The sequence below is a fragment of the Cronobacter turicensis genome (assembly GCF_041222865.1).
Lineage (GTDB): Bacteria > Pseudomonadota > Gammaproteobacteria > Enterobacterales > Enterobacteriaceae > Cronobacter > Cronobacter turicensis.
Genome location: NZ_CP165997.1, coordinates 4,163,922 through 4,190,253 on the forward strand (window position 1 = coordinate 4,163,922; position 26,332 = coordinate 4,190,253).

A 26,332-nucleotide genomic window follows, 5' to 3' on the forward strand; every position below is an offset into this window, starting at 1 on the left:
TTAAAATCTTGTAATTAGGCCAAAATGCGCGTGCCGATAGACACGCCATTAAATAAAGCGGGCAACTGCTCCGCGTGGCGCCAGGAGGCGATGTCCACCGGGCGGCCCAGCGTGCGGGCGGCGTCCAGCGCCGCATGCACTTTGACAATCATCCCGTCGGTGATAATGCCCTGCGCGATAAGCTGCTCGGCTTTCGCGGAGGTCATCTCGGCGATGCGCTGGCCTTTGCCGTCCAGGATGCCGCTCACATCAGAGAGCAGAATCAGATCCGCGCCGAGCGTTGCCGCGAGCGCCGTGGCCGCCTGGTCAGCGTTCACGTTCATCAGGTCGCCGTTGTCCGTGACGCCAATCGAGCTAATCACCGGCATAAAGCCGTTTTCCAGCAGCGTGTTAATCAGCTTCGGCGAACCCGGATGCGCCTGGCCCACATGGCCCAACGCTTCATCAAGCGGCGTCACGCTGACGCTGTCGCCGTCGCCCAGGAACAGGCCGACGGAGGCGATAGAGTGTTTTTTCGCCCACGCGAGCAGCGTCTTGTTGGCGGTACCCGCCAGCGCGCCGGTAATGATGTCGATTTGATCGGCAGGCGTGACGCGCAGGCCGTCTTTCTTTTTCACCGGCAGGTTGAGCTGCTTCATCAGGTCGTCAACGAGGCAGCCGCCGCCGTGAACGATAACCAGCGGACGCTGATGCTCCTTGCGGTAGTTAACGAGGGCGGTAAAAAGACGCTCCAGCGCCTCTTCGCTGTCGAGCAACACACCGCCTAACTTAATGATTAACGGATTCATCATCACACCTGACTCGGTTAAATAAGTGACTGCGTTTCGGCGAAGCCAAAACGAATATTCATACACTGCACCGCCTGCGCGGCGGCGCCTTTCAGCAGGTTATCTTCCGTGGCGACCACGATCAGATGTTCGCCCTGCACGGCGAAGCCGATATCGCAAAACGGCAGGCCCACCACGTTTTTCAGCGCGGGCACGCCTTTGTCATACAGCCGCACCAGCGGTTTGTCGCCGTAAGCATCCTGGAAGGTTGCAGCGACTTGCTGCGCGCTCACACCCGGCTTCAGGCGGCAGGTGATGGTTTCCAGAATGCCGCGCGGGAAGCTGCCGAGGTGCGGCGTGAAAATCACCTCCGCGCCCAGGTGGCTCGCGATTTCCGGCTGATGACGATGCGTAAAAATGCCGTAAGGCTGGAGGCTCACTTCACAGAAGCTGTTGGAGATAGCCGCTTTACGCCCCGCGCCACTCACGCCGCTGGTGGCGTTAATCACCGGCCACTGGTTCAGATCCAGCAAACCGGCATCAATCAGCGGTTTCAGCGAGAGCTGCGCCGCGGTCGGGTAGCATCCCGGCACCGCCACCAGCGTCGCGTCTTTCAGCGCCTCGTGGTTCCACTCCGCCAGGCCATACACTGCCTGCGCCAGCAACTCCGGGTGCTGATGCGTGAAACCATAAAATTTGTCATAGAACGCGGCGTCGTTAACGCGAAAGGCGCCGGAGAGGTCAAACACCACGCAGCCCGCGTCGAGAAACTGCGGCGCGAGATCGTGGCTGACCTCATGGGCGGTGGCGAGAAACACCACATCCACGCCGTCGGTGAACTCGCGAATGTCGCCCATCGGCTGCAGCGGCAGGTCAAGCACGCCTTTCAGTTGCGGATGCAGATCGGAGATTAACTTTCCCGCATCATTGCTTTGCGCTGAGACCGTCAATGCGGTTATGTTCATATGCGGGTGGCGATTCACGTAGGTCGCAAGCTCTGCGCCGGCATAACCACTGGCGCCAACAATCAGCGTGTTCAACATCGGGGCTGGATACCTTTTACCGTCATGTATTTCAGGCGCGGGCCTCCAGGCCGTTGCCGCGTCCGCGAGCGTATCGTCTTCACCGGAACCCGGCGGTTCCCTTACGCTCAACGTTAATGTATTTTTATTCACAAATACTGCATGAATATTGATACTATCACGACCTGAGGTCTGTCAACAGTGAAAATGAAATTACCGCCTTTTATCGAGATTTACCGCACGCTTATCGCTACGCCATCCATCAGCGCCACCGACAGCGCGCTCGATCAGAGCAATGCGACTTTAATCAATTTGCTGGCGGAATGGTTTGGCAATCTCGGCTTCCAGGTCGAAGTGCAGCCGGTCCCCGGTACGCGCAATAAATTCAATATGCTGGCGAGCACCGGCAGCGGCGCGGGCGGCCTGTTGCTGGCCGGGCATACCGATACCGTGCCTTTCGACGACGGACGCTGGACGCGCGATCCTTTCACGTTGACCGAGCATGACAACAAACTGTTCGGGCTCGGCACCGCCGATATGAAAGGCTTTTTCGCGTTTATTCTCGATGCGCTGCGTGACGTGGATGTGACGCAGCTGAAAAAACCGCTCTACATCCTGGCGACGGCCGATGAAGAGACGAGCATGGCGGGCGCGCGCTATTTCGCTGAAACCACCCGGCTTCGTCCGGACTGCGCCATCATCGGCGAGCCGACCTCGCTACAGCCGATCCGCGCCCATAAAGGCCACATCTCCAGCGCTATCCGCGTAGAGGGACAATCCGGCCACTCCAGCGACCCGGAGCGCGGCATCAACGCCATTGAGCTGATGCATGACGCCATCGGGCGCATTATGCAACTGCGCGATTCGCTCAAAGCGCGTTATCACTATGACGCGTTTACGGTGCCTTACCCGACGCTTAACCTCGGCCATATTCACGGCGGCGACGCGTCGAACCGTATCTGCGCCTGCTGCGAGCTGCATATGGATATTCGTCCGCTGCCGGGCATGACACTTGACGATTTGAGCGGCCTGCTGAACGAGGCGCTGGAGCCGGTGAGCCTGCGCTGGCCGGGCCGCCTGACGGTCTACGATCTGCATCCGCCGATCCCGGGCTACGAATGTCCGCCGGATCACAAACTGGTGCAGGTGGTGGAAAAGCTGCTCGGCGCGCAAACCGATGTGGTGAACTACTGCACCGAAGCGCCGTTTATTCAGACGATTTGCCCGACGCTGGTGCTCGGCCCCGGTTCGATTAATCAGGCCCACCAGCCGGATGAATATCTGGAAACGCGGTTTATCAAGCCGACCCGCGAATTAATTTCGCAGGTGGTGCACCACTTCTGCTGGCACTGAATGCCCTGAATGTCATGGTGGATGCGCTACGCTTATCCACCTTACAAGTCATTTTACCGTAGGGCGGGTAAGCCACACGCACCCGCCAGCTCACCCGGCAAACTCAGCCCATTCCACTGCGTTTACACTCTCACGCAGCGCGTGCGACTGCATATCGCCCCTGGCGCCTGCACGCTATTTTCATAAGCGTTACTTATCTGCAATAACGTGAATTAACTTTCATAAATTGCCGCGCTTTATTCACCTGCTGAACCGATTTCGCAGCAATTGACGAACGGGATTTCACGTGGCTTTATAAAGTAAGAAGTCATTCAAGCCTGAACTTTCGGACGTAAGTAAAAGCTATCGCTTTTCGGTGTCCTGATTTTTTGCAGAACCTATACCCAAGGATTTCGTGTTGCAGGAAGGCGGCAAGCCTGGTGAGCCCCGGGAGCTTACATCGGTAAGTGACCGGGGTCGCCAGGCGCGGCCAACGCGCCTGCGGCGCGAAAGACGACGGGTATTAAACATAATTGAGATGGGGTGTCTGGGGTTATATGAACGAACAATATTCCGCTTTGCGAAGCAATGTCAGTATGCTCGGCAAGTTGCTCGGGGATACCATCAAGGATGCGCTGGGAGAAAACATCCTTGACCGCGTAGAAACAATCCGCAAATTGTCGAAGTCGTCCCGTGCTGGCAATGAGGCCGACCGCCAGGCGCTGTTAACCACGCTGCAAAATCTTTCCAATGATGAACTGCTGCCGGTGGCCCGCGCGTTCAGTCAGTTCCTGAATCTGGCCAATACCGCCGAGCAATACCACAGCATTTCGCCGAAAGGCGAAGCCGCCAGCAACCCGGAAATTATCGCCCGCACCCTGCGTAAGCTCAAAGATCAGCCGGACATCAACGAAACCGCGATTCGTCAGGCCGTGGAATCGCTGTCGCTGGAGCTGGTGCTGACCGCGCACCCGACCGAGATCACCCGCCGTACGCTGATCCATAAAATGGTCGAAGTGAACAACTGCTTAAAACAGCTCGACCACAAAGATATCGCCGACTACGAACGCAACCAGATAACGCGCCGCCTGCGCCAGCTTATCGCGCAGTCCTGGCATACCGACGAAATCCGTAAAAACCGCCCAAGCCCGGTGGACGAAGCCAAATGGGGCTTCGCGGTGGTAGAAAACAGCCTGTGGGAAGGCGTACCGAATTACCTGCGCGAACTGAACGAACAGCTCGAAGCGCATCTCGATTACAAACTGCCGGTGGATTTCGTGCCGGTGCGTTTCACCTCCTGGATGGGCGGCGACCGCGACGGCAACCCGAACGTCACTGCGGATATCACCCGCCACGTCCTGCTGCTGAGCCGCTGGAAAGCGACCGATCTGTTCCTGAAAGATATTCAGGTGCTGATTTCCGAACTCTCCATGGTGGAGTGCAGCGACGCGCTGCGCGACTATGTCGGCACAGAGGGCGCGCAGGAGCCTTACCGTTATCTGCTGAAAGGGCTGCGCGCGCAGTTGCTCGCGACCCAGGCCTGGCTTGAAGCGCGCCTGAAAGGCCAGAAGCTGCCGAAGCCGCAGGGCCTGCTGACCCAGAACGAACAGCTCTGGGAGCCGCTCTACGCCTGTTATGAATCGCTTGTCGCCTGTGGGCTGGGGATTATCGCCAATGGCGAACTGCTCGACACCCTGCGCCGCGTTAAAGCCTTCGGCGTGCCGCTGGTGCGTATCGACATCCGTCAGGAGAGCACCCGCCACGCCGAAGCGCTGGGCGAGCTGACCCGCTATCTCGGCATCGGCGACTACGAAAGCTGGTCGGAAGCCGACAAACAGGCATTCCTGATCCGCGAACTCAACTCCAAACGTCCGCTGCTGCCGCGCCAGTGGGAGCCGAGCGACAACACCCGCGAAGTGCTGGAAACCTGCAAAGTGATCGCCGAAGCGCCGAAAGGCTCGATCGCCGCTTACGTGATTTCCATGGCGAAAACGCCGTCTGACGTGCTGGCCGTTCACCTGCTGCTGAAAGAGGCGGGTATTGGCTTCGCGCTGCCGGTAGCGCCGCTGTTTGAAACGCTTGATGACCTGAACAACGCCAACGACGTGATGACGCAGTTGCTGAATATCGACTGGTATCGCGGCTTTATCCAGGGCAAACAGATGGTGATGATTGGCTATTCCGACTCCGCGAAAGACGCGGGCGTGATGGCCGCCTCCTGGGCGCAGTATCAGGCGCAGGACGCGCTAATCAAAACCTGCGAGAAAGCGGGTATCGCGCTGACGCTGTTCCACGGACGCGGCGGCTCCATTGGCCGTGGCGGCGCGCCAGCCCACGCGGCGCTGCTCTCCCAGCCGCCGGGCAGCCTGAAAGGCGGCCTGCGCGTGACCGAACAGGGCGAAATGATCCGCTTTAAATATGGTCTGCCGGAAGTCACCATCAGCAGCCTGTCGCTCTACACCAGCGCCATTCTGGAAGCCAACCTGCTGCCGCCGCCGGAGCCGAAAGCCGCCTGGCGTCACATCATGGATGAACTTTCCGACATCTCCTGCGCCATGTACCGCGGCTACGTGCGCGAAAACAAAGATTTCGTGCCGTACTTCCGCTCGGCCACGCCAGAGCAGGAGCTCGGCAAACTGCCGCTCGGTTCACGTCCGGCCAAACGTCGTCCGACCGGCGGCGTCGAATCGCTGCGCGCCATTCCGTGGATTTTCGCCTGGACGCAAAACCGTCTGATGCTGCCCGCCTGGCTGGGCGCGGGCGCCGCGCTGCAAAAAGTGGTGGAAGATGGCAAACAGGATGAGCTGGAAACCATGTGCCGCGACTGGCCGTTCTTCTCCACGCGCCTCGGCATGCTGGAGATGGTGTTTGCCAAAGCGGATCTGTGGCTGGCGGACTACTACGATCAGCGTCTGGTGAAAAAGGAACTCTGGCCGCTCGGCCAGGAGCTGCGCCAGCTGCTGGAAGCGGATATCAAAGTGGTGCTGGATATCGCCAACGACTCGCATCTGATGGCGGACTTGCCGTGGATTGCCGAGTCCATCCAGCTGCGCAATATTTACACCGACCCGCTGAACGTCCTTCAGGCAGAGCTGCTGCACCGTTCACGCCAGGCGGAAGAAGAAGGCAAACCGGCAGACCCGTGCGTTGAACAGGCGCTAATGGTCACCATCGCAGGCGTCGCAGCGGGGATGCGCAACACCGGCTGATGCCACGCCGCACAACGTAAAAAGCCCCGGCACGCCGGGGCTTTTTTATGGGCGCGACATAATGCGTCAGTAATAGAGCACCGTAAACGTAATCGCGCCGTTCGCCTTGCCGGGGCGCATCCGATCTTCCGTCTGGACATAGCGCGCCACAAACGGAATGCGGTGCGTGGAGACATCGTCGGTGCTGAGATCCCAGTAGTTATTGGTATAGGTGTTCAGCGCCATCGGCTCATGCGTCGCATCCGACACGTTGCCTTTGGCTATCTGAATGCCGACCCCGCTGGCGCTGTCGTTACCTGGCGTCACGGCGAAGATACCGTTATTCGCGTCAATCACCGTGGTGGAGGGCTTCATCGTGATCCACACCGGGTTCGGCGAGGCGTTGCCCATCGAGGTAATCCCGCTGTCATTCGCGTTGATATTAGTGCGAATGCCCCAGGCGCGTGGACAGTTGGTCAGGGTAATCGACGCATCGCGCCACTCCGTCCCGCTGCCTACGCCGCTGAAATCGTTCTCCGCGCTCCAGGTGCCGAGCTTCACGTTAACATCCGGCGTGGTGCAGGAGAGCGCGGCGATATTCACCGACCCGGTGAAGTTGATTTTCAGCGCATTTAGCGGGCTGCCAGCGGCCCCCGACGCGATGAAATCGACCGCCATCGACGGCAGATCCTGGCCGTTCACATATCCCGGCTGTACAGGGCCGGTCTTAATGAGATAGAGCCAGAACTCGCTATTCACCGTGTGGTTAACGTTCTGATTAGGCTGCGGATGAATGGTGTCGATGTAATACGTCCCCGGAATGGCGACATCTTTTGCGCCCTGCGCCCATACCGCGACGCCCACACCCGGCAGGTTGGTATCCCAGACTTTGCCCGGATACGGCGGCCCGTTCCAGGGTGAAAGCCCGTGCGGCGTGCTGGTCCAGCGGTAATCATACGAGACCTCATAAGGCGTGCTGCCGGTTGATAAACAGTCAATTTTGACCGGTGAGCTGGGCATGTAATGCAGCCGGTAGAGCGTGCGCCCGTCAGAGGCGTCAGAGCCGACTGAAATCGTCCCGTTAATCGGCAACGTCACGCTCATCGCGTGCGAGCCGGCGTGATAAGAACATGACGTTGAAGCCAGCGCGTGGCCACCGAATGCCAGCAGTAAAAGCATGCCGGCCCGGAGAGTTAAAACCGTTTTCCTTACAGCCATAATTCCCTCTTTACAGTGCATCGTTCCTGTCACAGGAAAGTGTTATTGCCCGGCCCGTCAGGCCGGGGTTATCCGGCCGTAAAAGCAGCCTGGCGGCGTCGATCGGTGGAGAGCTGTAGCGACGACGAGGGCGACACGCCCCCGGCAGGCGGCAGACACGGCGTATCGAAGCGCTGAATAGACTGGCGCTGCCCTTCCGCCTGCGGCATCAATAAATAGCTGATAAGGCACTGCATACCGACGCTTTCGCCCCATTTAACCGTCAGTTGGCCCTGGTTATTGCCAACGCGCGCATAGACCAGACCGCCTTGCCCTGCCGAGCCAACCTGATTGCCTTCAGCGTCAAACACCATCGCGCCGAACGGCACCGGTTCGCCCTGATAGCGCGAGGCGATAAGTACCGGCGTGCCGGTATTGGCTTTGTAGGTGAGTTTGACGACCGCCCCCAGATAAGGCGCCACTTTCTGCGAGGTGTTCTCCAGCTCCACATTTACCGGCGCGGTTTTCGGGTCGATAGTAATGTCGTTGAACTGGTACGGATCGAGATACGGCACGGCGGCGTAACCACGGCCATCCACAAACACGCCGGGATAGGACGACACCGCCGCGCCGCGTGCGCCTTTTGCCTCTACGAGCGCGAAGGTATCTGAGGTATACGGCGTAAACGTCAGCCCGCCTGCATGCCCAAGAATAGTGCCGGTGGCGCCGAGCGATACGCTGCTGTAGTGATCGCCCACGCTATAGCCGCCGCTCAGTGATGTGACCTGGCTGCGGTAATCGGCGTTAAAGGAGCCGCTGGTGCCTTCTCCCTGATCGCCGTTCATCGCGGTCATGCTGTAGTTCATCTGGTTGTACTCGCCAAGCGAGCCGGAAATGCCAAGCTGCTGTGCGTCATGGCCGTTGCTGTCACGCGTTAAATCGATATGCGCATGGGGGGTGTGCTGCTCAAAGTCCTGACCCAGCGGGAAGCTCATGGTCAGCAAATAGTTGGTCTGCCCTTCGTTCTCTTTGCTGTAGGTGCGGCTCACCGTCAGGCCGTACGTCAGGCTTTTATAGGTGTTGTTATAGCCGACCTGAAACTGTTTATCGGACCCCGCTTTGTTCCAGTAATCCTGTAGCGAGCCGCTGAGGTAAAACTGCCCCCAGCCGTCATCCAGCCCCTGGCTGACCGTCGCCACAAACTGGTTTTTCATGCGCAGAATGCTGTCCGGCGAATCACCGCGATCGACCGCGTCGCGCGTCAGCATCGCAGTCTGGAAATCCATGTACTGGCTGGTTGCGAAGCGATAGGCCGCCAGCGAGATATTGCTGCGCGTCTCCGTGATATCCTTGCTGAAGCTGAGTTTGTAGCTCTGCCCGCTGAGGCTGTCGGCCTGACGCTGACCATTCACGTAAGTGCCGTTATCCAGATGCGTGCGCGCCTGCGTGATATCCAGCGCCAGCGAACCCAGCGGCGTACCGAAGGCCATCCCAAACAGCAGCGCGTAATAGCCCTGACTCACCTGCACGCCGCCATAGCTCGTCAGGCGGTTGGAGATCCCGTACTGGTAAGTCGCCTGATACAACGCCGGTTTGCTGCGCAGGGAATCATTGCGATACTCCCCCGCCACGACGGAATAACGCAGCGCGCCGGGGCGCAACTGTTGCGCCACCGAGGCGTAAGGCACCTGGAAATGCTGTTCGCTGCCGTCCGCTTCATAGACGGTCACGTCAAGATTGCCGCCGTAGCCCGTCGGGTAGAGATCGTTAATCGCAAATTCGCCGGGCGCGACGGTGGTTTCATAGATGGTCTGCCCGCTCTGGCGTACCGTGACGCGGGCATTGGTACGGGCGACGCCGCGAATATCAGGCGCATAGCCGCGCTGCGATTCCGGCAGCATCCGCTCGTCGCTCGCAACCTGAACGCCTTTAAAAGGCAGCGTATCGAACACCTGGCCCTGCGTGTTGGTCTCCCCGACCAGCGCCCGCCCTTTAATCACGGGAATATCGCGTTGCAGATAGGTGCTGATGCTGCTGTACTGGCGCTCGCCTTTTTCCATATAGCTGTAGTAGCCATTATGGCGAAGATACCAGGCGCCGACATTCAACCCGCCTTCAAGGCTTGAATAAAAAGAGTCGAGCGTTTCGCCGTTGGCGTGGCTGGAGTAGCCGCTCATGTTATATCCGAGCATCAGCGCCGGAATGCCGCTGTCCCACAGCTCAGGGTTTACGCTGCCGCGCGCGTTATGCAGCAGGTAAATTTGCGGGACCGAAATATCGAGCCGCTGCTCGCTGCTATCAAATACGATTTCCGAATGCGGCAGTGTCTTTTCAAGATCGAGACATGGCTGGCCTTGCCGGAAAGACGCCAGAAAATCCTTCGGCAACTTTTCGTAGTTAAAGGGGATGGTCTTAATCAGGTCCGGCGTCAGACAGACGCGGCTGGTTTTATCCGGCTGCGCCACCACGTCAATTTCACTGGTGAGCGTCGCCTGCCCGTTAATATAAATCAACGCGCGATAGCGGCCCGGCAGCGCCGTCGCGCCATTGGCGAAACGACTCAAATCCACCGCATTTTTATTTTCCAGGTTCAGGAAAATATTATCGAATTCGACATGCTCTGCGATATCAACGGGGGCTTCTGAAGGCTTTCCCGGCACATTTTCCGCCTGAACTGGCGCTGCCAGCAGAAAAACCATCATAGCCATAATGCCGGGCGTGCGCGTCGCCGCATGTCCCTGGCGCAACCTCTTTTTCATCACGCGTCTCTTTTAGAGTGATAGTGGAATAAACAGAGCGACGACTTATTTCAGCGTCGCTTCGAATTCATTCAGTGCGCCATAATCATTAACAAAGACGCCTGCGAGTTTATTCCCCGGGCTGCCGGACAGTTTTACCGTCATGGTGGATTTCGGCGACATCATGTCAGCATTAATGGTTTTCCCGTTAACCTTCAGATTGACCAGGGAGATAAAATAAGGCGTAGGGTTTATCGCCTCGATAGTCTGGCCGTTCGCCCGCCAGGTCACCTGAGTTACCGCCTGGTTGGCATTGCCTTCAAGGCCTTTTGGTCGAAGAAATAATTTAATGCGTGAGCGAAACGCGACCTGTAAATAGTTATCGTTGACCGTAGACGCTTTTTTGGCAGGGATTTCCAGCACGTTAAGCCAGTAAACGGATTCACGATCCGCTGGCAATAATTTACCGGTAAAAGTAATACGCAGCGTCTGGCCTTTATCCGGCTCTACCCGGTTAATGGGCGGCGTCAGAATAAATGGCACCTGGATAGTTTCTGGCGCGGCATCGGCATTGCCGTTATCGATCCAGCTTTGAATTAATACCGGCGAGGTTCCTTTATTATCGAGCTTAACGCTGACTTCCGGCGCGTCGCTCGGGTAAATCACGCGGGTGCCGGTAATCACGATACTGGCGATGGTCGCCGGACAGGCGAACCACGTCGCCAGCGCAAAGAAAGCGCCCTTCCAGGAAAGGGTATTCGCCATGCTATTCACTCCCTTGAGGAAATACAGGAAGGGTTACCCCTTCCTGTCGCGTTTTTACTTATACATCAGTGAATAAACGACGCTGCTGTTAACCTTACCGGCAGTGGTCGCATCTTCTGCGTAATATTCCACCGCGTAAGGCAGCGTGGCGGAGCCATCGGTGGTGTCGTACGCGATATAGGTCGTGTCTGTCGCCTGGCTTGCGCTACCCGCTTTAATCACGGCGTAGGAGGTGCTGGAGGCATCACGCAGCTGGAGGCTGACGTTTTTAGCATTGTCCGTACCGGTGGCGTTTTTCAGGCGGCCCGTTACCGGATCGACAGAGGCGCCCGCTTCAAAGTAGGCCGCCACGGTTTTCAGCGTGCCTTCACAGTTGGCAAGCTCCATCAGAAAATTGGTACGGCCTGCTGTTTTACCTGCGGCTTCGAGCTGGTTGATACCCAGTGTCGGCAGGGTAACTGTCGCGTCTGCGCCCTGACCGTCTACGGTTACGTCACATGATGTTGCCGTCAGTTCCCCTTCAAAGGTAATTGTGCCGGTGGAAGCGGCCTGCGCGGTCGCGGCAAATCCCATCGCCGCAGCTAAAGAAAGGCCAAGTGCTAACTTTTTCATATATCATCCTAATTACATTAAAAGTTAAGCTATTTATCAAAATAGCCGGACTATATTCACAGCCTGTGAATATAATTTTCGCCCCGAATGCGCCCTGCGTATCAGGACAAAACTGGTTCTCATCTGCGGTTATATTTCGCGCCATTGTTTATGACTACGTGATGATTTACCGCCAGTGCCGATTGCTACGCGGTGATTTCTCGTTATTGGAAAGCGCTATTCACAACGTCACGATGATGCGCACATTATAAAAATCATCATCTGCGGAACAATAGACGAACCTTTACCAGCTTCAATGAATAAACGCACATCTCTAAAAAAACGTCTTTAAAAATAATTACCTGAAAAGGATCAGGGCTATTTCCTAAATATCAGGAAAACGTAAAAAGAGAAAATCAGCAACAATAATTCATTATTAAGACAATAAGTAAAATCCAGTCAGAATAATTACCTCTGTGGCAAACTGCTTTATTTATTATCATTAATTTGAATGGAAACCAGAAAGACAATCCCGTGGTGGCGGTGATGCGGAAGATTTGTCAGGAATTTATCTTACATTAACCATTAACAGCACCAGCGCCGCACAAAAAAGAAAGGAGGCCAGTGGCCCCCTTTCTTGTATCACGCGGTTGTGCTTACAGCGCCATATCGTGCTGCGGGCTGGCCGCCTGCGCCGGTTTGGCTTCCGGCGTGGCGGGCTTCGCGTCTTTCATCTGGATCACCGGCGGTTTGGTGAGCTGCAGCGTGGCCGCCGTCTCATCCCATACCTGCTGGGTCAGCGCCACATTGCCATTCAGCTTCTGACCGTAGCTCGGCACAATCTCACGCAGCTTGCTCTGCCACGCTTCTGATTTGTACTGCTCCGGGAACAGCTGTTTGATAACGTTAATGGAAATCGGTGCCGCGGTGGAGGCGCCAGGAGACGCGCCAAGCAGCGCCGCCAGGGTTTTCTGCTGGTCGGTGACGATTTCAGTACCCAGCTTCAGCACGCCGCCTTTCTCCGGGTCTTTCTTGATGATCTGTACGCGCTGGCCCGCCTGGATAAGTTTCCAGTCTTCTTTACGCGCTGTCGGGTAGTACGCTTTCAGCGCGTCGAAGCGGTCTTCATCGCTCAGCATGACCTGACCAATCAGGTATTTCACCAGATCGAAGTTATCAAGGCCCACATCGGTCATCGGCATAAAGTTGCTGGTGGTGGTGGTGCTCAGCAGATCAAAGAACGAACCGTTTTTCAGGAATTTGGTAGAGAACGTGGCGAACGGCCCGAACAGCACCACGCGCTTGCCGTCCAGGAAGCGGGCGTCAAGGTGCGGCACGGACATCGGCGGCGCGCCAACGGAGGCCTGGCCATAGACTTTCTCGCCATGCTGACGGGCGATTTCCGGGTTTTCAGACACCAGGAATGAGCCGCCAACCGGGAAGCCTGCATAGTTATCCGCTTCCGGAATGCCGGTTTTTTGCAGCAGCTTCAGCGCGCCGCCGCCCGCGCCGATGAACACGTACTTCGCGTCCACGGCGTGCTCTTTCCCGCTGTTCACGTCGGTGATCGTCACGTGCCAGGAGTTATCGGCGTTGCGTTTGAAATCGGTAACTTCTGAAGAGGTTTCCAGTTTGAAGTTGCTGGTTTTCTTCAGGCTGCCCACCAGCTGGCGAGTGATTTCGCCATAGTTGACGTCGGTGCCGACCGGCGTCCAGGTGGCGGCGACTTTCTGCTTCGGATCGCGGCCTTCGATAATCAGCGGCGCCCATTTTTTGATTTGCTGCTGATCGGTGGAGAACTGCATCCCCTGGAACAGCGTAGTCTGCTGCAACGCCTGGTAGCGTTTGGTCAGGTACTCCACATTTTTATCGCCCCAGACAAAGCTCATGTGCGGCGTGGAGTTAATAAAGGAGTGGGGGTCATTAAGCACGCCGCGCTTCACCTGAGAAGACCAGAACTGGCGAGAAATCATAAACGCTTCATTGATTTCCAGCGCTTTGGTGACGTCAATCGAGCCATCTTCACGCTCTGGCGTGTAGTTCAGCTCCATGTTCGCGGAGTGGCCGGTCCCGGCGTTATTCCAGCCGTTTGAGGATTCGAGCGCCACGCCATCAAGCTTTTCCACCATCAGCTGTTTCCAGTCCGGCTGGATCTCCTGAAGGACCGTGCCGAGCGACGCGCTCATGATGCCGCCGCCAATCAGCAGGACATCGGTTTTTTCCGTGAAGTTATCCGCATAAGCGGCTGAACTGACAAGTAAAGCAATAAGAGAGAAAGCCGGTGCCTGCTTTCTGCTGAAACCCATTTTAGACATCACAATCAACTATCATTGAAAATTTAGCTGATTATTTTAACGCATCAATTAAATTTTTAAAATTATTAAAACAAAAAATTAACAACCTCAAAGAGCGTGCGGTTATATCAGACGTTTCGCACGTCTATCCTGTAAATAGCGTCGAATCATTTCCTTAAAATAATCAGCCATTTCCGGCTATCCACGAAAATGGTTTTATACCGGGCGGCAGCGGGTATATCACGCATAAAACCCTTACCGCCGTTGCGATTATTCCCGATGATGCCGCAGGTCGTCAGGCATTAATGGCTTTACCGATCGCGTTGACGGCTTCGAGAATATTTCTGGCGTAGCCTTCAATCTCTTTGGTCAGCATCAGCGCCTCGCGAGAAATAACGGTAGTAGACGCCACTTCTTTACCGCTGCGACAGATGGAATCCAGCGCGCTTTTCGTCAGGTGATCGTTCTGCTCGGTAATACGCGTTATTTTTCCGGTCGCGTCATCGATACGGTCCGCCAGCGATTTAACTTCCGTCGCCACGACAGAGAACCCTTTACCCGCATCGCCTGCACGCGCCGCTTCTACCGAGGCGTTTAATGACAATAGTTTGGTCTGGGTCGCTATCTGAGCGATGACCGACGACAGATCCATAATGCTTTCAGAGTCATTTTTCAGGTTGGTCACGATAGCGATAACCTGCTCCATATTGCGCTGGATATTCTCCATCGCGGTGACGCAGTCATCTAAGGTCTTTCTTATCTCGACCGTTTTGGTCAGCGTCTCGCGGGAAACCGCTTCCGCTCTTTCCGTCGCCTGTCGCTCGTCACGGCTTTTTTGCACTTCAGCCGTCACGTCATAGGCGAATTTCACCACGCGATAAAGACGGCCTTTATCGTCAAAAACCGGGCTGTAACTCGCCCGTAGCCAGAGTTCATGACGGTGTTTGGTGACGCGGCGGAAATCCCCGGAGGCGAATTCGCCGTGGTTCAGCTTGCGCCAAAAATCGGCATACTCCGCGCTCGTCGCGTAGTCGCGCTCGCAGAAGATACGGTGGTGCTTGCCGATGATTTCGTTCAGCGTGTACCCGGAAGCCTTACAGAAGTTCTCGTTGGCAGAGACGATATGCCCGTCAGGCGTAAATTCAATAATCGCCATCGAGCGGTGCGCCGCCTTGAGGATAGCGTCTTTGTTCAGCGCGTCATGGATCCTTCCTGAGATATCACGCGCCAGTTTAAGAACATACTCAACGTTATTGTTTTTGCCGATGACCGGAATGTAGTTCGCCTCCAGCCACATTTCGCTGCCGTCTTTTTTATAACGCTGGAATTTATCGCTGAAGGTTTCGCCGCGCCCGAGACGGTGCCAGAACTGTTTATATTCGGGGCTGGCGACATATTCCGGCGAACAGAACATGCGGTGGTGCTTCCCCACCAGTTCGCTAAGCGAATATCCCATGGCATTCTGGAAAGCCGGATTCGCCTCCACGATAGTGCCATCGGGGCGGAAAAGAATAACCGCCATATGTTCTTTTATCGCAGCAAACGCCGCGTGATTTTTTAAAATATTGGTTATCGTGCTAATCATTATTGCTATCCAGGAAGGTTTCTTACACAGCATATCGGCAATAACAGATAAGACATAACGTGTATTTTTATATCGCTCCGATAGCTGCCAGCGCGGATATTTTTCATAATAAAAAATCACGATTAATAATATGTCTGCTAACAGTCAGAAATAGCACCAGCACGCTTAAACCTCTCGGGAAGGAAGCGGAAAAACATCTCGATTTGGCTTAAGGAGAGATATCCTGTACAGAGATATCCACAACTGTACAAGTACCCCGGACAACGGAAATATAAGTTTTGTAACAATCACGTTTACGATGGATAAAAAAAGGAGGCTTGCGCCTCCTCTTCATCAACCCGCAGGGTTATGCGGTTTTCAGTTCCAGCCCAGGCCGGACGCCCAGCGTATGGCAGATGGCGTAACTCATTTCCGCGCGGTTGAGCGTATAGAAGTGGAAATCTTTTACGCCTTCGCGGCTTAAAATCTTCACCATGTCCATCGCGATGTTGGCGCCGACCAGCTTGCGGGTTTCGGCGTCGTCATCAAGCCCGGCAAACATCTGCGACATCCAGGACGGAATGCGCACGTTGGTCATGTCGGCAAACTTTTTCGCCTGCTTAAAGTTGGAGACAGGCAGAATGCCGGGGATGATTTCCACATCAATGCCCGTGGCCGCGCAGCGGTCGCGAAAGCGCAGATAGCTTTCGACATCAAAAAAGAATTGGGTGATGGCGCGGTTAGCGCCCGCGTCGATTTTACGGCGCAGATTCAGCAGATCCGCCTGCGCGCTTTTCGCCTCCGGGTGCACTTCCGGGTACGCGGCGACGGAGATATCGAAATCGGCGACCTCTCTTAACAGCGCCACCAGATCGCTGGCGTACATTTCCGGCTTGCCGCTGCCTGGCGGCAGGTCGCCGCGCAGCGCGACGATATGGCGAATGCCGTTGTTCCAGTAGTCGCGCGCGATGGTGCGCAGCTCATCCGGCGTGGCGTCAATGCAGGTAAGGTGCGGCGCCGCCTCAAGACCGGTGCGGTCTTTGATGCCTTTGATGATGCTGTGGGTGCGGTCGCGCTCGCCGGAGTTAGCGCCGTAGGTCACCGACACAAACTTTGGCTTCAGGCTGCTCAAGCGATCGATAGAGGACCACAGGGTCTGCTCCATTTCACTGGTGCGCGGCGGGAAAAACTCAAACGAGACGTTAATCTGTCCCTGCACTTCTGCGAGGCTCTGATTCAGGGCCTCCCGCTGGTTGGCGTGAAAAAAGCTCATACCTTACCTCATCAATCGCTGTGTCGTGGTCGCGTGTGTTGACTTCTATACGTTTAGACGTCCAGATGTAAAAATGACGGAAAAGCCCGATGGCGTCAACAGGTAAATCATCACTTGATGTGAGTATTTTTCAGCGAAGATGAAAAAGGTTCATGACGGAGAAACGCGCAAAGGTTGTACAGCGGAAGAAAGAGGCGTGGGTGTTATCTGGCATGGCGGGTGCGCTGGCGCTTACCCGCCCTACAGGGGATGTGGCGTGGGGTGTTACCCGCCCTACTCAATAAAACGCAGGCATTACGTAGGGTGGGTAAGCGCAGCGCACCCACCACGGTGAAATCAGAGCAACTGTGCCAGACGGTTAAGATCCGACTGAATCGCGCCGGCGGTCACATCGCGCCCGGCGCCCGGCCCGCGGATAACTAACGGGTTATCGCGATACCAGCGGCTTTCAATGGCGAACACGTTATCGCATGGCAGCAGCGACGCCAGCGGATGCTCAGGACGCACCGCCTCGACGCCGACGCGCGCCTTGCCGTTGGCGTCAAAGCGCGCCACATAGCGCAGCACCAGACCCAGCTCGCGCGCTGCTTCAAGACGCTGCACCATCTGCTCGTTCAGCGCGTCGCCATATTCAAAGAAATGGTCCACCGACCCTTCTTCGCACCCGGCGGGCACCAGCGACTCCACGCGCACCTGATCGGGCTCGATATCGTAGCCCGCCTCGCGCGCCAGGATAACTAACTTGCGCATCACATCCTTCCCGGAAAGATCTACACGCGGGTCCGGCTCCGTCAGGCCCTGCTGCCAGGCCTGATCCACCAGCTCGGTAAACGGCACCGTACCGTCAAACTGTAAAAACAGCCACGACAACGTGCCGGAGAAAATCCCGCTGATGGAGAGAATCGAGTCGCCGCTGTCGCGCAAATCGCGCACCGTGTGGTTCACGGGTAAGCCCGCGCCCACGGTCGCGTTATAAAGCCAGTGGCGGCCCGTTTTGGCGAAGGCGTCGCGGATTTGACGGTAGTTCTGGCTGTTGCTCGCGCCCGCCAGTTTATTGGCGCTGATCACGTGAAAACCGTGGCTGGCGAAATCGAGATACTGGTCTGCCAGATCCTGGCTTGCGGTTACATCCAGCACCACTAAATCGTCGTACGGGTGCGCGCGCATCCACAGGAACAACGACTCTTCATCCTGCTCCACCGCTTCATCATTAAAGAACGCCAGCGCGCGGCTCGCGTCCAGACCGTCGTAATTCAGCAGGCTGCGGCGGCTGTCCACCACGCCCGCCAGCACAAACTCAAGCCCGGTGCGGGCAGAGAGCGTCTCCTGCTCGCGCGCGAACAGCTCCAGCCAGCGCGAGCCGATATTCCCTTTACCGAACAGCACCAGCCCGATGCGTTTTTCGGCGCGGAACAGCGACTGGTGCAGCCCCTGGATCAGGCTCTCCGTCGGGCCCGCGCGCAACACCGCCACCAGACTGATAGCGTCTTCCGACTGCCAGATAAACTCTACCGGCTGATCTTTCAGTTGCTGCCAGAAGCGGTGGCTGTGCAGCGGATTGCGGCAGACGCCCGCTCCCACCAGCGCCACCAGCGCGAGCCCTTCACGCAGGCGCAGCTCGCCAGGCAGCGCGGCGTCTTCCAGCAATTTGAGCGCGCTGCCGACGACTTCCGAGGTATAGCAGAGTTGCAGCAGGCGGCGATCGGGATGTACGCCCACCGACAGCGGACGCAGCTGAGCGCGCCTTAAAAGCGCATCAACCTCTTTATGCGCCAGTTTGAAATCCTGGTGCGACGGCACTTCAAATTCGATAAGGCAGACGTCGTCATGACTGGTGACGATACGCGCGCCGGTGCCGGAGGCCAGCACGCGCTCAATGCGCGTGGAGCCCTGCTCCGGGCTGTAGCTGCAACGCAGCTGTAAATCGATATCGCTGCCGGAAACCGGCTGCAATGTGCGGGCGTGCAGCACGGGCGCGGCCAGCCGCGCCAGCTCGCTCGCTTCATCGAGGCGCAGCAGCGGCAGCAGGCAAGCGTCTTTAACTTTACGCGGGTCGGCGCTGTAAACGCCCGCCACGTCGCTCCAGATGGTGACGCGCGACACACCCGCCAGCGCGCCGATTTGTGTTGCCGAGTAGTCGGAGCCGTTACGGCCGAGCAGCACGGTTTCGCCCGCGTCGTTGCGGCAGATAAACCCGGTGACGACTAAACGTTTATTCGGGTGCTGAACCAGTAACTGCTGCAACAGCGGGAAGGAAAGACCCTCGTTCACCTGCGGCTGCGCGGCGCGCTCTGCACGCAGGAAATCGCGCGCATCGAGCCAGGCGGCGTCGATGCCCTGCTGATTGAGCACCGCGGCCATCAGGCGCGCGGACCAGATCTCGCCATGGCCGACCACTTCCGCGTAAACCGCGTCGGTGATGGCGCCGTCGAGCAGCGCCGCGAGACGCTCCAGGTCGCGGATAAATTCGCTGACCAGGCCGTCGGCGACCGAGGCAGGCAACAGCCCGGAGATAAGCTCGCTCTGATAACGGCGCAGCGCCTGTTGCACCTGATGCGCAGAGAGGCGATCGTTCTGGCTTAACTTCAGCCAGCTGATCAGCTGGTTGGTCGTACTGCCCGCCGCTGACACCACCATCATATCCCCGGCGCGGGAATAGTCGGCCATGATACCCGCCACGCGCAGGTAACATTTCACGTCGGCGAGACTGCTGCCGCCAAATTTGTGCAGCTGACGACCGTTCGTCCCTGCAGGCGCTGTAACACTCATGCTTACCCCTTAGCTCGCCGCCTGGAATGCTTTTTCCAGGTCGGCAATTAAATCTTCGCTATCTTCAATACCGGTCGAAATACGTAGCAGCGTCTCGGAAATGCCCGCGGCGGCGCGCGCTTGTGGCGCCATGCCGGCATGAGTCATCGTCGCGGCGTGGGAAATCAGGCTCTCTACCCCACCTAACGATTCCGCCAGCGTGAACAGCTCCAGCGCGCCGAGAAAACGGCGCAGCGTCTCTTCATCGCCATCCAGTTCAAAACTCAGCATCGCGCCGAAGCCTTTCTGCTGGCGGGCGGCTATCTCATGCCCCGCATTCTCCGGCAGCGACGGATGATACAACTTTTTCACCAGCGGCTGCTGCTTAAGGAAATCGACAATCGCGCTGGCGTTGCGTTGCGCTACTTCCATACGCGGGCTCAATGTACGCAGGCCGCGCAGCAGCAGGTAGCTGTCGAACGCGCCGCCGGTCACGCCGATGTTATTCGCCCACCAGGCAAGCTCCGTAACCTGCTCCGGATCTTTCGCAATCACCACGCCCGCCACCACATCGGAGTGCCCGTTGAGGTATTTGGTGCAGGAGTGCAAAACCAGATCGGCGCCCAGCGCCAGCGGATTCTGCAACGCCGGGCTCATGAACGTATTATCCACCACACTTATGGCTCCGGCCGCGCGCGAAAGTTCGCAAATTTTCGCAATATCCACCACGCGCAACAAGGGATTACTCGGGCTTTCCACCAGCACCAGTTTCGGTTGTTCGGCAAGCGCCGCTTTCAGCGCCGCCTCATCGCCCTGATCGACGAATTTCACGCGATAACAGCCGCGTTTCGCGAGGCTGTCGAACAGGCGATAGCTGCCGCCGTAGCAGTCGTGCGGCGCCACCAGCAGATCGCCGGGCTTCAGGTAAACGGTGGTGACCAGATGAATCGCCGACATGCCGGTGTTGGTCAGCACAGCGCCCGCGCCGCCTTCCAGCTCCGCCAGGGCACGCTGTACCACGTCGCGCGTCGGGTTGCCGCGGCGGGAGTAGTCGTGCGCGCGCGGTTCATTAAAGCCGGTGAAGTTATAGGTGCTGGAGAGGTGAATCGGCGGGACGACGCAGCCGTACTGCTCGTCGTCATTGAGCCCGCTGCGCACTGCGATGGTGGCCTGTTTACGCGTCATGATGAGTCGTTTCCTGGCATTATCGGAGAAAAGTCAGGTGACAGAGTAAACATTGCCAATATAGACGTCAATACATCTGGACATCTAAACTTCTTTGCGTATAGATTGAGCAAAACAGGATTAGCCGTTAAAATCATGTGTTTTATAGGGTAGTGATGCAGCATCGATACGGAAGTCGCGGTATTATTCTACGCTGCTGCACAACAGACTATCGGGTTAAGACCGTGAGACCTATCCGGTTTTAATCTTTTTCTAATGACTGAGAGGATTAAAGGTATCTCATGGCTGAATGGAACGGCGAATATATCAGCCCCTACGCTGAGCACGGCAAGAAGAGTGAACAGGTCAAAAAAATTACGGTTTCCATTCCTCTGAAGGTGTTAAAAATCCTCACCGATGAACGCACCCGTCGTCAGGTGAACAACCTGCGCCATGCCACCAACAGCGAGCTGCTGTGCGAGGCTTTCCTTCACGCCTTTACCGGCCAGCCCTTGCCGGATGACGATGACCTGCGCAAAGAGCGCAGCGATGAGATCCCGGAAGAGGCAAAGGTAATCATGCGTGAAATGGGTATCGACCCGGATACCTGGGAATACTGATTCGCATCAACGACAAAGGCGCCCACCGGCGCCTTTGTTTAATGCTCGAGAGCAACAAAAAAGGCGCCGTCTGGCGCCTTTTTTCGGGAAACTTATTTGCTGCCCGGGATGCTGAAGCGTTTGTTGAAACGCTCAACACGACCACCGGTATCAACAACACGCTGTTTACCAGTGAAGAACGGGTGGCAGTTGCCGCACACGTCCAGGTTCAGGTCGTGGCCAACGGTGGAGCGAGTTTTGATCACGTTACCGCAAGAACAGGTAGCGGTGATTTCAACATATTTCGGGTGAATATCTTTTTTCATGGGAAACCTCAGTTAAGGCCGCGTCGCTCTTCCAGCCCTTACGCCAGACACCACGCGATGTTGATAAAGTCGGTTTGATACTTTTAAAGGGCATCAAAGGCGGCGAATCATACAGAAAATAACCGCCCCATGCAAACTGATCCGCAAATTGATGAACACACAGTGTACACTATGACGCTCCTTTTCTCAGCCCGGATGCCTTCATGCCTGTCGCCCGCGTCGCTCTGCCCGTTCCGCTTGCCCGCACCTTTGACTATCTGCTGCCCGATGCGATGACGGCGACGGCGACGGCGGGTTGTCGCGTGCGCGTGCCGTTCGGTCGCCAGCAGCGCGTCGGCGTGGTCGTGGCGGTAGGCGATGAGAGCGAGCTGCCGCTTGCTGAGCTAAAAAGCGTGGTGGAGGTGCTGGATAGCGAATCGCTCTACCCGCCGGTGCTCTGGCGCATGCTGCTGTGGGCGGCCGACTACTATCATCACCCGATTGGCGAAGTGCTGTTCCACGCGCTGCCGGTGCTGTTGCGCCAGGGCAAACCCGCCAGCCACGCGCCGCTCTGGTACTGGTTCGCCACTGAAGAGGGCCAGGCGGTCGATCTCAACACCCTAAAGCGTTCGCCAAAGCAGCAGCAGGCGCTGGCGGCGCTGCGTCAGGGCAGACTCTGGCGGCATGAAGTGGCGCAAATGGCGTTTAACGACGCCGCGCTTCAGGCGCTGCGCGCTAAAGGGCTTTGCGAACTGGGCAGCGAACTGCCGCCAGTCGCCGACTGGCGCGGGCAGTTTTCGGTGTCAGGCGACAGGCTGCGGCTTAACACCGAGCAGGCGACGGCGGTCGGTGCCATTCGCGGCGAAGCCGATAACTTCTGCGCCTGGCTACTGGCGGGCGTGACCGGCTCCGGGAAAACCGAAGTCTATTTAAGCGTGCTCGAAAACACGCTCGCGCAGGGCAAACAGGCGCTGGTGCTGGTGCCGGAGATCGGCCTGACGCCCCAGACCATCGCCCGCTTTCGCGAGCGTTTCAACGCGCCCGTCGAAGTGCTGCACTCGGCGCTGAACGACAGCGAGCGGCTGGCGGCCTGGCTGAAAGCCAAAAGCGGCGAGGCGGCGATCGTCATCGGCACGCGCTCGGCGCTGTTTACACCCTTTAAAAACCTCGGGGTGATCGTTATCGATGAGGAGCACGACAGCTCCTATAAACAGCATGAGGGCTGGCGCTACCATGCGCGCGATCTGGCGGTCTACCGGGCGCACAGCGAGCAGATCCCAATTATTTTAGGCTCTGCGACGCCTGCGCTGGAGACGCTGCACAACGTGCGCCAGCGTAAATACCGCGTGCTGAAGCTGACGCACCGCGCGGGCAACGCGCGCCCGGCGCAGCAGCACGTGCTGGATCTGAAAGGCCAGCCGTTACAGGCGGGCCTCGCGCCTGCGCTGGTCGCCCGTATGCGCCAGCATTTGCAGGCGGATAACCAGGTGATTCTGTTTCTTAACCGCCGCGGCTTCGCGCCCGCGCTGCTGTGCCACGACTGCGGATGGATAGCCGAATGCCCGCGCTGCGATCACTTCTACACGCTGCACCAGTCACAGCATCAGCTGCGCTGCCACCATTGCGACAGCCAGCGCCCCGTGCCGCGCCAGTGCCCGCAGTGCGGCTCCACGCATCTGGTGCCGGTGGGGCTTGGCACCGAACAGCTGGAACAGAGCCTGGCGCCGCTATTCCCCGGCGTGCCGCTGTCGCGTATCGACCGCGACACCACCAGCCGCAAGGGCGCGCTAGAACAGCAACTGGCGGAAGTTCATCGCGGCGGCGCGCGCATTCTTATCGGCACCCAGATGCTGGCCAAAGGCCATCACTTCCCCGATGTCACGCTGGTGGCGCTGCTGGATGTCGATGGCGCGCTGTTCTGCGCCGATTTCCGCTCGGCAGAGCGTTTCGCCCAGCTCTATACGCAGGTGGCGGGCCGCGCCGGACGCGCTGGTAAACAGGGCGAAGTGGTGCTCCAGACGCACCACCCGGAACATCCGCTGTTACAGACGCTGCTGCATCAGGGTTATGACGCGTTTGCCGATCAGGCGCTGGCGGAGCGCGGCAGCGTCTCGCTTCCGCCCTACAGCAGCCATATTTTGATTCGCGCCGAAGATCACCATAACCAGGACGCGCCAGCGTTTCTCCAGCAGCTGCGTAATCTGCTCCAGGCAAGCCCGCTTGCCGATCAAAAACTCTGGCTGCTCGGCCCGGTGCCTGCGCTGCAACCCAAGCGTGGCGGTCGTTATCGCTGGCAGTTGCTGCTACAACACCCGTCGCGCTTACAGTTGCAACGCATTGTCGCGGGCAGCCTGCCGCTGGTAGGCACGCTTCCCGCCGCCCGTAAAGTGAAATGGACACTCGACGTCGACCCGACCGAAGGCTGACTGCCCGCCCCGCTTCTGCGAAACGGATCGTAAAATTTAATATCCGTCACATCTTCGATGTAATTTTTGTAACTGGCGCGCCCAATATCTGCTAAGAATGTGAGGCGTGTCAGATTACAGGACGAGTCTGCGCCTGCGGACCGCTACGAGGAGATGAAGTGAAGTCCAAAAAGCAGGTTGCCGCCGCAACCATGAAAGATGTCGCCGTTCGCGCCAGGGTCTCTACCGCGACGGTATCCCGTGCGTTAATGAATCCGGAGAAAGTGTCACAGGCCACCCGCAACCGCGTGGAGCAGGCCGCCATTGAGGTGGGTTATCTGCCCGGATCGCTCAACCGCAACCTGAAGCGCAATGAATCGCGCACCATTCTGGTGATTGTCCCGGACATCTGCGATCCGTTTTTCAGCGAAATCATTCGTGGTATTGAAGTCACCGCGGCGGACCAGGGGTATCTGGTGCTGATTGGCGACTGCGCGCACCAGAACCAGCAGGAAAAAACCTTCATTGATCTCATCATCACCAAACAGATAGACGGCATGCTGCTGCTGGGCTCGCGTCTGCCGTTCGACGCCAGTAAAGAGGAGCAGCGCAATCTGCCGCCGATGGTGATGGCGAACGAATTCGCGCCGGAGCTGGAGCTGCCGACGGTGCATATCGACAACCTCACCGCCGCGTTCAACGCCGTGAACTATCTGCATGAGCTGGGGCATCAACGCATCGCCTGTATCGCCGGGCCGGAAGAGATGCCGCTGTGCCACTACCGCCTTCAGGGCTACGTTCAGGCGCTGCGCCGCAGCGGCATGACAGTGGACCCGCACTATATCGCCCGCGGCGATTTCACCTTTGAAGCGGGCGCGCAGGCGCTGGAACAGCTGTTAAGCCTGCCGCACCCGCCGACGGCGATTTTCTGCCACAGCGACGTCATGGCGCTCGGCGCGCTGTCGATGGCGAAACGCCGCGGCTTCCGCGTGCCGGACGATCTCTCCATCATCGGCTTTGATAACATCGCGTTAGCGGAGTTTTGCGATCCGCCGCTCACCACGGTGGCGCAGCCGCGTTTTGATATCGGCCGCGAAGCCATGCTGTTACTGCTCAGCCAGCTCAACGGACATACCGTCAGCAGCGGCTCGCGTCTGCTGGACTGCGAACTGGTGCTGCGCGGCACCACGCGCGCGCCGAAGCCGCGAAATTAACCGCCTTTAAGACTCCTTATCTGGTCAAAGGCCCGTCCCTTAAGTAACATGGCGGGCTGATAACGAATGGATACAGCGAAACGATAGTGGCACAACGAGATTATGTACGCCGCGGACAGCCGACACCCGCGCGGCGCAAGAAAACCAGTCCCCGCAAAAAGCAACGTAACCTGCCTGCTGTTTCACCGGCGATGGTCGCTATCGCAGCGGCGGCGCTGGTCGCCTTTATTGGCGGTCTGTACTTTATTACGCATCACAAGAAAGAAGAGTCAGAAACCCTGCCGGGCCATAAAGTCACCGGCAACGGCCTGCCGCCGAAGCCAGAAGAGCGCTGGCGCTATATTAAAGAGCTGGAGAGCCGCCAGCCTGGCGTGCTGAAACCGACCGAGCCTTCCGCCGGCGGTGAAATCATGAATCAGGATCAGCTGACCAACGAACAGCGTCAGTTGCTCGATCAGATGCAGGCGGATATGCGCCAGCAGCCGACGCAGCTTAACGAAGTGCCGTGGAACGAACAGACCCCGGCGCAGCGTCAGCAGACGCTGCAACGCCAGAAACAGCTTCAGCAACAACAGCAGATGCAGCAGTGGAATAATACGGCGCAGCAGCCAGTGCGCACCGCGCCGCGTGCGGAAACCCCGCGCACAGAAACGCGGTATCAGCAGCCGCAGACCCGCACCGTGCAGACGCAGCAGCCCGCGCGCGCCGCCACGCAACCGGCGCAACAGCCGCGCCAGCAGCAGGCGAACAGCGCGCCGTATCAGGATCTGCTCCAGACGCCGCCGCATACCACTACGCAGCGTGAAACCGCTCAGAGCAAGCCTGCGCAAACCGCGCCGGTGACGCGTGAGACGGAAGCCGCGAAACCGGCCGAGAAGAAAGACGATCGCCGCTGGATGGTGCAGTGCGGCTCGTTTAAAGGCACCGAGCAGGCGGAAACCGTGCGCGCCCAGCTGGCGTTTGAAGGGTTTGACTCACGCATTACGTCCAACAATGGCTGGAACCGCGTGGTGATTGGCCCGATTAAAGGCAAAGATAACGCCGACGGCACCCTCAACCGCCTGAAGATGGCGGGTCACTCAAACTGCATTCGTCTCGCCTCCGGGGGTTGAAACCCCCAAAACATCCCCCATCTATAATTGCATTCTGCCCTGCATAACCTGCAG

At 57.8% G+C, this 26,332-nt stretch carries 18 protein-coding genes; 6 read left to right on the top strand and 12 right to left on the bottom strand.

Features of this window, described 5'->3' with window-relative positions; genetic code table 11:
• Nucleotides 1-14 precede the first annotated feature (14 nt).
• Complete coding sequence (gene argB, locus AB8W27_RS19860) at nt 15-791, bottom strand: acetylglutamate kinase (protein WP_105582538.1); 777 nt, start codon at nt 789-791, stop codon at nt 15-17.
• Between the two features lie 14 nt (nt 792-805).
• The gene (argC, locus tag AB8W27_RS19865; protein ID WP_012814861.1) at nt 806-1,810 is read right to left on the bottom strand and encodes an N-acetyl-gamma-glutamyl-phosphate reductase; all 1,005 of its coding nucleotides are present in this window, start codon (nt 1,808-1,810) and stop codon (nt 806-808) included.
• Between the two features lie 180 nt (nt 1,811-1,990).
• Between argC and argE the strand changes: the two genes are divergently transcribed.
• Both argE and ppc read left to right on the top strand, forming a co-directional pair.
• A complete protein-coding gene (gene argE / locus AB8W27_RS19870; protein ID WP_041923069.1) occupies nt 1,991-3,142 on the top strand; it encodes an acetylornithine deacetylase in 1,152 nt (383 codons plus the stop codon).
• 536 nt (nt 3,143-3,678) lie between these two features.
• Nucleotides 3,679-6,330 (top strand): phosphoenolpyruvate carboxylase, encoded by a 2,652-nt coding sequence (gene ppc / locus AB8W27_RS19875; protein WP_012814859.1) that lies wholly within the window; start codon nt 3,679-3,681, stop codon nt 6,328-6,330.
• A 66-nt stretch (nt 6,331-6,396) separates the two neighbouring features.
• Here ppc and AB8W27_RS19880 read toward each other — a convergent pair whose 3' ends face one another.
• From AB8W27_RS19880 to metB, 9 genes are all read right to left on the bottom strand, one after another.
• A complete protein-coding gene (locus tag AB8W27_RS19880; RefSeq protein ID WP_041923068.1) occupies nt 6,397-7,488 on the bottom strand; it encodes a fimbrial protein in 1,092 nt (363 codons plus the stop codon).
• Nucleotides 7,489-7,595: 107 nt separating this feature from the next.
• Nucleotides 7,596-10,265, bottom strand: a complete 2,670-nt coding sequence (locus AB8W27_RS19885) for a fimbria/pilus outer membrane usher protein (RefSeq protein ID WP_012814857.1) — start codon at nt 10,263-10,265, stop codon at nt 7,596-7,598.
• 45 nt (nt 10,266-10,310) lie between these two features.
• Nucleotides 10,311-11,009 (bottom strand): molecular chaperone, encoded by a 699-nt coding sequence (locus AB8W27_RS19890; RefSeq protein ID WP_041923067.1) that lies wholly within the window; start codon nt 11,007-11,009, stop codon nt 10,311-10,313.
• Nucleotides 11,010-11,063: 54 nt separating this feature from the next.
• On the bottom strand, nt 11,064-11,621 hold the full coding sequence (locus AB8W27_RS19895; protein WP_041923066.1) for a fimbrial protein: 558 nt from the start codon (nt 11,619-11,621) through the stop codon (nt 11,064-11,066).
• Between the two features lie 635 nt (nt 11,622-12,256).
• Nucleotides 12,257-13,915: a malate dehydrogenase (quinone) gene (gene mqo / locus AB8W27_RS19900; RefSeq protein WP_041923065.1), complete on the bottom strand. Its 1,659-nt coding sequence runs from the start codon at nt 13,913-13,915 to the stop codon at nt 12,257-12,259.
• 274 nt (nt 13,916-14,189) lie between these two features.
• Entirely contained in the window at nt 14,190-15,479 is a 1,290-nt protein-coding gene (locus AB8W27_RS19905) for a PAS domain-containing methyl-accepting chemotaxis protein (RefSeq protein ID WP_041923064.1), read from the bottom strand.
• A 346-nt stretch (nt 15,480-15,825) separates the two neighbouring features.
• A complete protein-coding gene (gene metF, locus AB8W27_RS19910; RefSeq protein WP_012814851.1) occupies nt 15,826-16,731 on the bottom strand; it encodes a methylenetetrahydrofolate reductase in 906 nt (301 codons plus the stop codon).
• A 336-nt stretch (nt 16,732-17,067) separates the two neighbouring features.
• Nucleotides 17,068-19,500: a bifunctional aspartate kinase/homoserine dehydrogenase II gene (locus AB8W27_RS19915; protein WP_012814850.1), complete on the bottom strand. Its 2,433-nt coding sequence runs from the start codon at nt 19,498-19,500 to the stop codon at nt 17,068-17,070.
• A gap of 9 nt (nt 19,501-19,509) precedes the next feature.
• The gene (metB, locus tag AB8W27_RS19920) at nt 19,510-20,664 is read right to left on the bottom strand and encodes a cystathionine gamma-synthase (RefSeq protein WP_041923063.1); all 1,155 of its coding nucleotides are present in this window, start codon (nt 20,662-20,664) and stop codon (nt 19,510-19,512) included.
• Between the two features lie 281 nt (nt 20,665-20,945).
• On the opposite strand from metB, the gene metJ reads away from it, so the two are divergent.
• The gene (metJ, locus tag AB8W27_RS19925) at nt 20,946-21,263 is read left to right on the top strand and encodes a met regulon transcriptional regulator MetJ (protein ID WP_004385727.1); all 318 of its coding nucleotides are present in this window, start codon (nt 20,946-20,948) and stop codon (nt 21,261-21,263) included.
• A 92-nt stretch (nt 21,264-21,355) separates the two neighbouring features.
• On the opposite strand, the gene rpmE is transcribed toward metJ, so the two are convergent.
• Nucleotides 21,356-21,568 carry a 50S ribosomal protein L31 gene (rpmE, locus tag AB8W27_RS19930; RefSeq protein WP_004385728.1) on the bottom strand — a complete coding sequence of 71 codons (213 nt, stop codon included), beginning with the start codon at nt 21,566-21,568 and terminating at the stop codon, nt 21,356-21,358.
• Nucleotides 21,569-21,771: 203 nt separating this feature from the next.
• Between rpmE and priA the strand changes: the two genes are divergently transcribed.
• The 3 genes from priA (at nt 21,772) to ftsN (ending at nt 26,278) form a co-directional block, all read left to right on the top strand.
• The gene (priA, locus tag AB8W27_RS19935; protein ID WP_012814848.1) at nt 21,772-23,973 is read left to right on the top strand and encodes a primosomal protein N'; all 2,202 of its coding nucleotides are present in this window, start codon (nt 21,772-21,774) and stop codon (nt 23,971-23,973) included.
• A 158-nt stretch (nt 23,974-24,131) separates the two neighbouring features.
• Nucleotides 24,132-25,166: a DNA-binding transcriptional regulator CytR gene (gene cytR / locus AB8W27_RS19940; protein WP_012814847.1), complete on the top strand. Its 1,035-nt coding sequence runs from the start codon at nt 24,132-24,134 to the stop codon at nt 25,164-25,166.
• 86 nt (nt 25,167-25,252) lie between these two features.
• The gene (ftsN, locus tag AB8W27_RS19945) at nt 25,253-26,278 is read left to right on the top strand and encodes a cell division protein FtsN (RefSeq protein ID WP_041923062.1); all 1,026 of its coding nucleotides are present in this window, start codon (nt 25,253-25,255) and stop codon (nt 26,276-26,278) included.
• Nucleotides 26,279-26,332 lie beyond the last annotated feature (54 nt).

Excerpts from the sequence above, each read along its gene's own strand:
- argB (WP_105582538.1), bottom strand. The coding sequence starts at position 791 with ATGATGAATCCGTTAATCATTAAGTTAGGCGGTGTGTTGCTCGACAGC.
- argC (WP_012814861.1), bottom strand. The coding sequence starts at position 1,810 with ATGTTGAACACGCTGATTGTTGGCGCCAGTGGTTATGCCGGCGCAGAG.
- ppc (WP_012814859.1), top strand. The coding sequence starts at position 3,679 with ATGAACGAACAATATTCCGCTTTGCGAAGCAATGTCAGTATGCTCGGC.
- AB8W27_RS19880 (WP_041923068.1), bottom strand. The coding sequence starts at position 7,488 with ATGCTTTTACTGCTGGCATTCGGTGGCCACGCGCTGGCTTCAACGTCA.
- AB8W27_RS19885 (WP_012814857.1), bottom strand. The coding sequence starts at position 10,265 with ATGAAAAAGAGGTTGCGCCAGGGACATGCGGCGACGCGCACGCCCGGC.
- AB8W27_RS19890 (WP_041923067.1), bottom strand. The coding sequence starts at position 11,009 with ATGGCGAATACCCTTTCCTGGAAGGGCGCTTTCTTTGCGCTGGCGACG.
- AB8W27_RS19895 (WP_041923066.1), bottom strand. The coding sequence starts at position 11,621 with ATGAAAAAGTTAGCACTTGGCCTTTCTTTAGCTGCGGCGATGGGATTT.
- mqo (WP_041923065.1), bottom strand. The coding sequence starts at position 13,915 with ATGTCTAAAATGGGTTTCAGCAGAAAGCAGGCACCGGCTTTCTCTCTT.
- AB8W27_RS19905 (WP_041923064.1), bottom strand. The coding sequence starts at position 15,479 with ATGATTAGCACGATAACCAATATTTTAAAAAATCACGCGGCGTTTGCT.
- metF (WP_012814851.1), bottom strand. The coding sequence starts at position 16,731 with ATGAGCTTTTTTCACGCCAACCAGCGGGAGGCCCTGAATCAGAGCCTC.
- AB8W27_RS19915 (WP_012814850.1), bottom strand. The coding sequence starts at position 19,500 with ATGAGTGTTACAGCGCCTGCAGGGACGAACGGTCGTCAGCTGCACAAA.
- metB (WP_041923063.1), bottom strand. The coding sequence starts at position 20,664 with ATGACGCGTAAACAGGCCACCATCGCAGTGCGCAGCGGGCTCAATGAC.
- metJ (WP_004385727.1), top strand. The coding sequence starts at position 20,946 with ATGGCTGAATGGAACGGCGAATATATCAGCCCCTACGCTGAGCACGGC.
- rpmE (WP_004385728.1), bottom strand. The coding sequence starts at position 21,568 with ATGAAAAAAGATATTCACCCGAAATATGTTGAAATCACCGCTACCTGT.
- priA (WP_012814848.1), top strand. The coding sequence starts at position 21,772 with ATGCCTGTCGCCCGCGTCGCTCTGCCCGTTCCGCTTGCCCGCACCTTT.